We start from the raw sequence: 10,136 nt of genomic DNA, 5'->3' as shown, positions 1-10,136 counted from the left end.
GTCAATTACTAATCCGCATTCTGTACACTCATATACACGGTCTGACAGCTTCAAATCCTTCTTGATATGTCCACATCGGGAACACGTTTTACTGCTTGCATAAAATCTGTCTACTATTCGCAGTTGTATCCCATACTCACGGCACTTACCGTTCAAGCAATGCGCGGAAGTAATAAAATTCACATTCAGCTATTGCCCGTGATAAATGGCGGTTCTTCAGCATTCCCGACACGTTCAAGTCTTCTATCGTGATATATTCAGGCCGTCTGCTTACTATTTCATGTACAGTTTTGTTGATATAGTCATGACGCTTATTCGTTAGTCTCATATACGCCCGCTGTACTTTTAGCCTTTGTTTGTCTAGGTTTGAACGCTTACACTTTTTACTAGCAGTTTCCTCCTTTCGTTGTTTAAGTTTATGTATCTTGCGCGAAAATTTACGCTGTTCACGCTTCAGCCTCTTGATTAATTTCCTTGCTCGTTCGGACTTGTTGATATTCGGATAATTCCTGCCATCAGAGACTACCGCAAAACTTTTTATCCCTAAGTCTATTCCTATAGCTTCAGATTGTGTTGTGCTGACGGGATTAGCTGTATTTATCTCAAACAAGAATGACGCAAAATATCTTCCTGCTCGTTTCGTTATTGTTACGCTTACTGCTTTTGTTTTGCATGGGACGTAACCGCGTTCCTTAAAACGTACCCAACCTAATGTAGGGATTTTCCCTTTATGACGCTCTATCATCAAATCATTTAGATTATTGCGCGGAAGATACATACTTGATGGTCGCCCGTTACGCTTCTTGAAATTCGGAAATCCTGCCTTACCTTTCAGGTAATTTTTATATGCTGTATCTGCGTTCATTATGGATTTTTTCACTGCTTTTGATGATACTTCCCATATCCATAACTTATCAGGGTTAGCCTTCCTGTATTCATTGTTCAGCCATTTTGAGAAATCATAGCCTGACATATAGCTTTGAGTGCTGTTACGGTAATTATCTCGGTTAATACCTATGAAAAGATTGTAGACATAACGACATACGCCTATAGTGCGCTCGATTTTTTGTATTTGTTCGTCTGTGGGTTTTAGTTCTACTTTATACGCTCTAAGACGTTTGCCCATTCTTTAATGCCTCTTTGAGCGACTTGCGGTAATTCCTTAACCCGTAAAGCCGTGAACTGAAACAATGTATTATTGTCATTAAGTCTTCTACCATTTCCGGCTCTGGCGACATTTTTTCATCATTCAGGATTACAAGCTCGCAGTTATGTTTTGCAAGAAAATGACGGAAATATTCAAAACCGAAACGCGCTAACCTGTCTTTATGGGCGATTATCAGCATTTTCACTTCATACCGTTCTACTGCGTCCATAATCTCAAGGAATTTCTTGCGCTCAAAGTTTAATCCGCCGCCGATTTCCGAGATAAACTCTACGTTAGATAATCCAGACTTTGAGCAATATTCTTTCAGGATTTCAAGCTGATTTACTAAATCCGGCTTCTGTGCTGTACTTGATACTCGGCAATAGGCTATAACTCTTGTGCGTGTATCTTGCGTCCGCAATCCTATAAATTCGTCAAGCTGGCTTTGCGTATAAACTCTCCGATTAGTTTTAGTTCGATAAGCGGGAATTAACCTTCCTTCCCTGTCCCACTTTTGGAGTGTTTTTACCTTAAAGCCTAAATATTTTGCTGCTTGTGCTATGTTATACGTGTTTTCCATAGCACTATTTTACACTAAATTATATTTTTATGCTATCTAGATTACCCCTCCTCTCATCCCGCGAAAGTATCACCGAAATCAATTGTACGTCAACAGGAGTAACGCCCGAAATCCTCAGAGCATGGCCGAGCGATTCCGGCCTGTAACGCTTCAATTTCTGCAGGCTCTCGGCTCTGAGTCCCTTCACTGAGTCATAGTCGAAATCATCCGGGATTTTCGCGCCGTCAAGACTCTTCATTCTCCCTGCGACTCTGTTCTCACGCTCAAGATACCCCGCGTAACGTATTTCCGTCTCAACATGGGCTGCTTCCTCGCGTGTGAGTTTTTCTGCTGACGGCGATAATTTTTCCGCAAGCTCATATGTTACTCCCCTGTGCTTCATGTAGTCGGCAAGAGTCATTGTCTCGGTCAGAATTTCAGCACCGTATGCCGCGCATAATGTCTCAATTTCTGCTGACGGTGAAATTTTTGCTGACTTCAGCCGCGTAATCTCGTCATCTTCACGCCTGAATCTTTCCTCCAAGAATGCCCAGCGAGAGTCGTCAATCAGTCCTGCCTTCCTCCCGTAACGCGATAATCTGTGCGGGGCGTTGTCCCATCTCAATAACAATCTATGCTCGCACCTTCCTGTAAGCATTCTGTAAGGCTCATCGGTGTTTTTCGTTGTCAGGTCATCGACAAGAACGCCCAAATATCCCTCATCGCGTCCCAATATTATTGGCTCATCATTACGCACATACATGGCCGCGTTTATGCCCGCTAATATTCCCTGAGCGGCGGCTTCCTCGTAGCCTGATGTCCCGTTCACCTGGCCCGCGCAAAACAGGCCGGGTATATTCTTGTTCTCTAGCGAGTGCTTTAACTGATTCGGCAAAATGTATGTGTACTCGATTCCGTAGCCGGGCTTTATGATTTTTGCGTGTTCACAGCCGGGAAGGGAGTGTATCATTTCGGCTTGCACATCGTAGGGCAGGCTCGTGGAAAAATTCTGCACGTAGACTTCATCATTTGACGGCGATACAGGCTCAAACACAATCGGGTGCGTTATGTGGTCAGGGAAGCGCAAAAATTTATCCTCAATCGACGGGCAGTAGCGCGGGCCATGTGCTGAAACGTCCCCGGTAACAAGCGGAGACCGTGAAATATTCCGCGACAAAATTTCGTAGGTCTTCTCTGTCGTCCGCGAAAAATAGCAGGCATAATCCGAGTCGGCATAAATCATCCCTTCCCCGAAAATGTCAAAGCAGAGCGGCTCATTCTCGGACAATTGCGGAGTCATCCCGGTGAAGTCTATCGTGTGAATGTTGAGACGGGGAGTCGTGTCGGTACGCATTTTCCCGGTATTAATGCCCAAACGTGAAAGGGACTGTGCGAGCTTTGCGGAATTTTGCTGACCCATAGGCCCGGAGCTGAACGAAATATCACCCATGAAGACTCGCCCGGCCATGTATACCCCTCCCGCAATCACGACAGCCCGCGCATTATAGCGTGAGCCGTGCCGGGTGAGAACGCCCGAAATTTTCCCGCCCTCCGTCAGAATCTCTTCTGCCTCGTCCTGATGTATGTCGAGATTGTTTTGCGCCGTCAGCAATTTCCTGTAGTACCTGCTGTACATGAACGGATCACACTGCGCCCGCAATGCTCTGACCGCCGCGCCCTTTGACGTGTTCAGCCAGCGAATCATGAGAGTCGAATAGTCCGCCGCCCTTGCCTGTTCTCCGCCTAACGCTGAAATTTCGCGCACTAGATGACCTTTTGCCGGGCCTCCTATTGACGGGTTGCAGGGCATTAATGCTGTATTGTCGACATTAAGATTCAGCATTAGGGTACGGATTCCCATTCGCGAACACGCTAACGCCGCTTCACATCCTGCGTGGCCTCCGCCGATTACGATTACCTGATATGAGTCCTGATACACTGAAATGAAGTCCCCCGTGAAAATTTTTGTGATGGGAATGATTATACAGGCTGTGAATACCGCGTATAATATCATTCTCACCTCGAAACCCCGTCAGCAGAAAGGGAAGAGATAGTGTTATGGAGCGTTACAGAATCGGACTTATCCCCGGCCCCGTCAGAGTCCCAGAAGAAATAAAATCAGCATGGAGCAGTGATTACGGAAGCCCCGACATTGAGGACGAATTTTTCACCCTTTACCGCGAGAATCAATCACTGACGCAGAAACTTATTCACACAAAAAATGATATAGTCATCACATCCGGCGAGGCAATGTCAGTATTATGGGCATCGCTGAAATGTACGCTTAGGCCGGGAAGCAGGCTTCTTGCTGTGTCGTCCGGGATATTCGGCGAGGGGTTCGCGGAAATGGCGCGGAGTCTCGGAGCTGTGGCTGAGATTTGCGCGTTCCCGTATGATGAAGTCCCTGACCCTGAAAGAGTCCATGAACACGCGGGAGTCTTCCGGCCTGACGTGATTACGGCTGTCCATTGTGAGACACCTTCAGGGACAATAACGCCGTGCCTCGCTGAAATCGGGAGCATTGCCCGCGAGTTTGGCGCGCTTTTTGTTGTTGACTTTGTGTCGTCCGCAGGAGGGTCTGAGCTTTTCGCTGACGAATGCGGAATCGACATCGGCCTCTTGGGAAGCCAAAAAGTTTTGTCGCTGCCTCCGTGCCTGTCAATATCATCAATATCACAAAGAGCGTGGGAAGTCATACATGACGTGAATTATTCCGGCTATGAGTCATATTTGGGCTGGGAAAATGTCCCCCGTGAACACTTCACACCCTACACTCACGACTGGAACGCGATGAAGGCTCTTAATATTTCCCTGAAGATGATTATGCGAGAGGGGCAGGAGGCCGTAATTGAACGCCACAAAAACGCCGCGGAGTTATGCCGGGATCTTGGGCGTGAAATGGGACTGCGGCTTTTCCCAAAGAGCGCGGAATATTTATCGCCTACAGTAACAGCTTTCTATGTGCCTGACGGATTCACATGGCCGGAATTTGACGGGGCATTGCGCGAACGGGGACTCGCTGTCGGGGGCAACTACGGGAAATTAGCGGGAAGAGTCTTCCGTGTCGGGCATATGGGAAGCCAGGCGGACTGTGATTTAGTGCGCGGGGGAATGAGCATAATACGTGAAATTATCCGCAAACACTGAATATCCGTCAGCCGGGCAAATGTAACACGCCCAGTTTTTTGCGGGTAACAAACGGCTTCTCCGGGGCTGTAATGAAACACTGCCAGCCTGTAGCGGACAATTCGCGGAGAATCCACTGCCTTCCGTCCGAGTCTAATTCCGCTGTCAGATCGTCAAGCAGCAATATCGGCTCACGTCCCAATCTCTGAGATATGAGCCTTCCCGCTGTAAGTATCATGTGAAGTATGAGTCTCCGTTTCTGTCCCCGGCTGAGAGATGTTGCCGCGGGTCTTCCTGTTTCTGTTACGGTTATTGATATGTCGTCATAGTTCGGGCCGTACAAAGGGTGCTGGGCGTAAGTCTCACGGGCTGAGGTTTTCGCGGTCATCTCGCGCAGGTATACTTCACCGGGGGCATTCATGGCCGGAACGAATGACAGCGAGAATTTCCCGGGGGGTATAATTTTCGACATCTCCGCAAGAACTCCCCGCCGAATGTCCATAATCCACCCTCCGAGCCTGAAGAACGGAATATCCGTAGGCGCAGGACTCTTTCCCTGCCTCATCAGCGATATGCGGGAGCGTAATACCGTCCTGAAATCCGCAAGCCTTTTCGCGAACGGAGGCACGAACAGCGCGCATAGCCTGTCGACAAAAAGCCGCCGCGATGACGGGGAGCCGTCAATGAGGGACAAATTTCCCGTGAGGAATATTACTGACGGAACAGAGAGCCGCAAATCCGTGAATGATACTGATTTCCCGTTGAACCTAAGAGAGATTCGCCCGGAGATTTCCGCGTCAACAGTGAAAGTTTCATTGCCGGAAATTTCTGCTGACAGCTGCGCCCGGTGATTCGGAGAGTCCCACGAGACAACGCCCGATGTTTTGCCGCCCGTGATGACCCCCCAGCCTGTAATAATGCTGAGAGCCTCAAGAAGATTTGTTTTTCCCGCGCCGTTTTTGCCGAGAATCAAATTTATACCCGGCTCCCAGTTTATTACAAGGGTCGGGCCTGAAAAGTTCCTGAAGTTTCGCAGGGTTATGCGGTCAATCTTCAACGCTAAAACGGGGTATCAGACTCGTTATTCTGCTGTGATTCTGACTCTTGAGACTCTTGCGGCTGTTCCTGCTGATTTTCGGGTTCGGGCATAGGCTCATATGGTGCTGAAGTGAAATCGGCTGACTCTTCCTCAGTCATAGCGTCCTGAGTGCTTAACCTCGCGGGCATGAGCATATACAGGAAATCTTCCGTGCCGTCGCGCTTCATGCGTGTCTGTCCTTCCTCGCCGGAGAACTCTATTACGGCCTGTTCATTTCCGAGTGCCTTTAGTCCGTCCATGAAGTAGCCTACGTTGAAGCCGAGCTGCAAATATTCCCCGGTGATTTCGGGCTGAAGTGTCTCGCTTGCCGTGCCTAATTCGGGTGCGCGGGCTGTGATTCTCATGTCTCCGCCTGGATTCATTGAGACTGACATTATATGAGCCGTCGTAGTTTTTGCGATTATGTCGATACGCTCAAGAACTTTCAGCAATTCCGCGGCGTTAGTCTTCAGTATAGTGTGCTTGTCCTCGTTGAGTATGCGCTCATATTTCGGGAACGAGGCTTCAACGCTCCGTATTGAGTACTCTGCTTCCTCAAGCCCGAACCACACGACAGAGTCGCCGGAAAGTATACGCACAGTTTTCTCCTCGCCGAGTGAGCCGAGATTCTTTCCCAGCTCCTTTAGGGAATTTGCCGGGAGCAGTAAATCTTCATCCTTTGAGGCCATGCAGGGAGCTTTCGAGAGTGAGAGTCGTTTACCGTCCGTTGACACTGCTGTGAGCTGACCGCCTGAGCACCTCATGAGGCACGTGCCGAGATATTTCGGGAAATCCTGAGGCTGTGAGGCTGCCGAGCTTCCTTCAGCGATGATTCTGGCGAGAACCGGGGCAGGAATTTCGCAGATGACTTCAGCGGATGAGCTTTCCGGGATGTTCGGGAACGTCTCAGCGGAAATTACAGCGAAACGCATTTTATTGCGGCCTGCGTTGAGGAATCCGCGCTCGGAATTTACTTCAAGCACAAAGTCTTCTGTGTCTAACTTGCGGAGAATGCCCCCGAAAATCGCGGCTGGGATTACGGCTTTTCCCGGCTCTGTAACGTTTGCGCCTTTTGCCCGGCATCGTATTGAGGTGCTTAGGTCTGTGGCCTCAAGAATCACTGTATTGTCTTCTGACGCTGTAATCAGGACTCCTTTTGCTGACTCGTTTGATGTCTTTGACGCGGTTAATTTCTCGGCGTTCTGCCACGCTTTGAGGAAGTCTTGACGCTCAATTTCAAGTTTCATGGCTGATTTTCCTTTGCTATGAGATTTTTTGCGTAAGTGATAATTATATCAGCCGTTAAAATTTCCACTGAACATCGCGGTCAATTACCTTAGCGGGGTGGCCTGCGACTAGTGAGCGGGGCGGTACAGACGATTTCACGAAAGATGAGGAGAAAAGAAATTTGCCCGCAGGAAAAAAGCATGACTCCAAATCCCGCAGGCAAAAAATAACAAGGCCGCAAAAATTCTCAGCCGCTATTCCTCAAGATCAGGCAAAATTTTCTCGAACTCGCTCTCATAGGCATGAGCCTTCTTGCTGATACGCTTGATTTTCGCGACTTCCCCGGCCGCCTGCGTGATAAGCTCAACCGTTCCCGCTCCGCCTACACACCCTCCGGGGCAGGCCATGCCCTCAAGCAAATAACCGTTCCGCTTTCCTGCTTTGGCCATCAGCAACATTTTCCGGCAGTCATTGAGACCCTCGGCGCGTTCGGTGAGTACTTCACGTTCCGGGTGAAGATTCTTGATGCAATTCACGACAGCCTCAGCGACTCCGCCCGACACAGCAAACCCGCGTCCGTCCGCGCTTGCGTTGTCAGGCACGGGCATTTTCTCAAGATAGTCGAAATCTACCTCTTTGGCCTCAAACATTCCGAGTACTTCCTCGAACGTAAGCACAAAATCAACATCACTCCGTACGCTTCTGCGGCTTGCCTCTAGTTTTTTCGCCGCGCAAGGCCCAATGAAGGCAACCTTGCACCCGGGGTGTTCCTTCTTGATGAGTCGCCCGGTCAAGACCATCGGAGTCAATGCCATGCTGATACATTCGGCGAACTGCGGGAACTCTTTTTTTGCCATGACTGACCACGCCGGACAGCACGATGTTCCCATGAAGGGCAGTCTGTCGGGGACTTCCTTCACGAAATCTTCAGCCTCCTGCAATGTGCATAAGTCCGCGCCCACGGCAACCTCTATAACGTCAGCAAAGCCCAGTGCCATAAACGCCGCCCGCATTTTCTCAGGCGTAAGAGTCTTCCCGAACTGACCCGCCACAGCAGGAGCTATAGCCGCGTAAACAGGAGTCTCGCTCCGTATTGCCTGAATGCACTGGAATATTTGAGCCTTGTCCGCAATCGCCCCGAAAGGACAGTTAGCCAGGCACATTCCGCAGGACACGCATTTTTCCTGATCTATGTCCGCCCGCCCGTATTCGTCCGTAACAATAGCCTTCATTCCGCAGGCAACAGCGCAGGGCCTCTGCATTCTCAGAATTACGCCGTACTGACACACGCCCATACATTTCCCGCACTTTATGCACTTCTCGTAATTGATATGCCCCTGTCCGCGCTCGAAATATATTGCGTCTTTCGGACAGACCTGCGAACATGGCCGGGCAATACACCCCTGACACTGGTCTGTGATTACTACTTTGTTGTCCGGGCATGAGTGGCACGCGAACTTGATTATGTTGATCAGCGGGGGCTGGTAGTATTTCTCCGGGTGTACGCATTCTTCAGCGCCTGTTGAGACGGGAGCATGTTCGGAGGCTTTTCGGAGAGGGAGTCCCATTGCCAGCCTGATTCTTTCGCGGACTATTGCGCGTTCGAGGAAGACATCATCGCGGTAGTGTGAGATTTCTCCGGGGATGACTCTGTACGGTATGCGCTCCATTTCGGAGAGATCGCCGGGCTTGTAGTTATAGGATAATTTTGCGACCTCAGAAAAAATTGCGCGTCTTATGTCATTTACTGACGTGTGAATACCTCTCATTCCCATGTGATTTTTGCCTCCTTTGTGTGTTTAGTGCTTTGACAGCTGGGATATGTCAAACCCTTCAAGCTCAAGCAGCTTCAATTTACGTGAGATTCCTCCGCTGTAGCCTGTGAGACTCCCTTTTGAGCCTATAACCCTGTGGCACGGTATCATGATGAGTATTTTGTTGTTCGCGGCAACTCTGCCAACAGCTTGCGGGGATATGCCCGGAATTTTCCTGCGTTCAGCGTTCACCTTCGCTATTTCTGAATACGTCATGACATGGCCGAAAGTTATTGTGAGAATTATTCCGCATATTGACCTGTGAAACTCTGAGCCTTCAATCTTCAGCGGAGGGATAAAGCCCGGTTTCTTTCCGCTGAAATATATATCGAGCCATTCGCGAGCCTGTTCAAACACCGGCAGGCTTTGAGGTTCAGCGTGTGCGCTGTCTTCCCTGAGCATGTCAGAAAAATACAGGGCTGTGATATTTTCCCCGTCGCTGCACAAAGTTATCCCGCCAAGTGGAGAAATGTAGCTGTGTGAAAAACAAGGCGCCATTTTCTTTTTCCTCTCTCGTTATGGATTAGGGATATTATACGGTATATTCACAATCTCTATATGACTCCGTGCTATTATCCGGCCATGAAAGGTGGAATGAAACTATGAGAAAAATTTTGCTCACACTATCAGCACTCGGACTCGTCATAATTTTTTCGTCAATGTCATTTGCTTACAGCGAGGAAGAAGCGCGCGATGCAATGATAACTTATTCAGGCACGAGCGCATTTGCGAATCTTTTGCCGGAAGAAAGGCGCGCCTGCATGTTATGGGTGTCGGAAGGCGGGAGAATGTCTGAGACTTGCCGGAGCGCAGTAACCCGCCTAATCTCGGAATATCCAGAAGCCGTTACGCCCTCGCAGAGAAGAGCACTCTTAGCCGCCGCGTCAGGCAGAACCGTACGGCCGTCAGCAAAAACGACTCCAGCACAGCAGAATGATACAGTAATCAGGAAAGACGACAACACCGGGACAATAATCGCCGCCGGAATCGTGGGAGTAATCGCCGGAATGGTAATCCACAACAATTTGCCGAGGGACAGAGACAGAACAGTGTATTGCCCCGCACCGCGTCCGCATTACCGCCCCGCCCCGCCTCATCACAGAGTCCCTCACCCGGTCGCAAGGCACAGCCACCCCGGACATCATAGACCCCGCGCAAGGTAGCAATATTCACGGGAGAATCTCG

Annotated in this window: 10 protein-coding genes; 2 read left to right on the top strand and 8 right to left on the bottom strand. The window is 49.5% G+C overall.

Annotated features, from left to right (window positions below):
* The 4 genes from IKQ95_03670 to mnmG all read right to left on the bottom strand — a co-directional run.
* A partial coding sequence (locus IKQ95_03670; GenBank protein ID MBR4195793.1) for a transposase occupies positions 1–189 on the bottom strand: 189 nt, incomplete at its 3' end.
* A complete protein-coding gene (locus IKQ95_03665; GenBank protein ID MBR4195792.1) occupies positions 146–1,126 on the bottom strand; it encodes a transposase in 981 nt (326 codons plus the stop codon). The genes IKQ95_03665 and IKQ95_03670, both read right to left, overlap by 44 nt.
* Positions 1,110–1,727: an IS607 family transposase gene (locus IKQ95_03660; protein ID MBR4195791.1), complete on the bottom strand. Its 618-nt coding sequence runs from the start codon at positions 1,725–1,727 to the stop codon at positions 1,110–1,112. The genes IKQ95_03665 and IKQ95_03660 overlap by 17 nt, the downstream gene beginning before the upstream one ends.
* 19 nt (positions 1,728–1,746) lie before the next feature.
* Complete coding sequence (mnmG, locus tag IKQ95_03655) at positions 1,747–3,720, bottom strand: tRNA uridine-5-carboxymethylaminomethyl(34) synthesis enzyme MnmG (GenBank protein ID MBR4195790.1); 1,974 nt, start codon at positions 3,718–3,720, stop codon at positions 1,747–1,749.
* A gap of 44 nt (positions 3,721–3,764) precedes the next feature.
* Here mnmG and IKQ95_03650 point away from each other — a divergent pair, with 44 nt between their 5' ends.
* Positions 3,765–4,853, top strand: a complete 1,089-nt coding sequence (locus IKQ95_03650) for an alanine--glyoxylate aminotransferase family protein (protein MBR4195789.1) — start codon at positions 3,765–3,767, stop codon at positions 4,851–4,853.
* 7 nt (positions 4,854–4,860) lie between these two features.
* On the opposite strand, the gene IKQ95_03645 is transcribed toward IKQ95_03650, so the two are convergent.
* The 4 genes from IKQ95_03645 to IKQ95_03630 form a co-directional block, all read right to left on the bottom strand.
* Positions 4,861–5,889: an AAA family ATPase gene (locus IKQ95_03645; protein ID MBR4195788.1), complete on the bottom strand. Its 1,029-nt coding sequence runs from the start codon at positions 5,887–5,889 to the stop codon at positions 4,861–4,863.
* 2 nt (positions 5,890–5,891) lie between these two features.
* Entirely contained in the window at positions 5,892–7,157 is a 1,266-nt protein-coding gene (gene dnaN, locus IKQ95_03640; protein ID MBR4195787.1) for a DNA polymerase III subunit beta, read from the bottom strand.
* 234 nt (positions 7,158–7,391) lie between these two features.
* The gene (locus IKQ95_03635) at positions 7,392–8,912 is read right to left on the bottom strand and encodes a 4Fe-4S dicluster domain-containing protein (GenBank protein ID MBR4195786.1); all 1,521 of its coding nucleotides are present in this window, start codon (positions 8,910–8,912) and stop codon (positions 7,392–7,394) included.
* A gap of 24 nt (positions 8,913–8,936) precedes the next feature.
* The gene (locus IKQ95_03630; GenBank protein ID MBR4195785.1) at positions 8,937–9,449 is read right to left on the bottom strand and encodes a methylated-DNA--[protein]-cysteine S-methyltransferase; all 513 of its coding nucleotides are present in this window, start codon (positions 9,447–9,449) and stop codon (positions 8,937–8,939) included.
* Positions 9,450–9,553: 104 nt separating this feature from the next.
* Here IKQ95_03630 and IKQ95_03625 point away from each other — a divergent pair, with 104 nt between their 5' ends.
* Positions 9,554–10,114 (top strand): hypothetical protein, encoded by a 561-nt coding sequence (locus IKQ95_03625; protein MBR4195784.1) that lies wholly within the window; start codon positions 9,554–9,556, stop codon positions 10,112–10,114.
* Positions 10,115–10,136 lie beyond the last annotated feature (22 nt).

The organism is Synergistaceae bacterium (assembly GCA_017540085.1).
GTDB lineage: Bacteria > Synergistota > Synergistia > Synergistales > Aminobacteriaceae > JAFUXM01.
The sequence above is the reverse complement of the archived record's forward strand: the minus strand, read 5'-3'. Positions and strand labels throughout refer to the sequence as shown.

Bases quoted from the DNA above. Each gene is read 5' to 3' on its own strand.
- IKQ95_03665 (MBR4195792.1), bottom strand. From the start codon at position 1,126: ATGGGCAAACGTCTTAGAGCGTATAAAGTAGAACTAAAACCCACAGAC.
- IKQ95_03660 (MBR4195791.1), bottom strand. From the start codon at position 1,727: ATGGAAAACACGTATAACATAGCACAAGCAGCAAAATATTTAGGCTTT.
- mnmG (MBR4195790.1), bottom strand. From the start codon at position 3,720: ATGATATTATACGCGGTATTCACAGCCTGTATAATCATTCCCATCACA.
- IKQ95_03650 (MBR4195789.1), top strand. From the start codon at position 3,765: ATGGAGCGTTACAGAATCGGACTTATCCCCGGCCCCGTCAGAGTCCCA.
- dnaN (MBR4195787.1), bottom strand. From the start codon at position 7,157: ATGAAACTTGAAATTGAGCGTCAAGACTTCCTCAAAGCGTGGCAGAAC.
- IKQ95_03635 (MBR4195786.1), bottom strand. From the start codon at position 8,912: ATGGGAATGAGAGGTATTCACACGTCAGTAAATGACATAAGACGCGCA.
- IKQ95_03630 (MBR4195785.1), bottom strand. From the start codon at position 9,449: ATGGCGCCTTGTTTTTCACACAGCTACATTTCTCCACTTGGCGGGATA.
- IKQ95_03625 (MBR4195784.1), top strand. From the start codon at position 9,554: ATGAGAAAAATTTTGCTCACACTATCAGCACTCGGACTCGTCATAATT.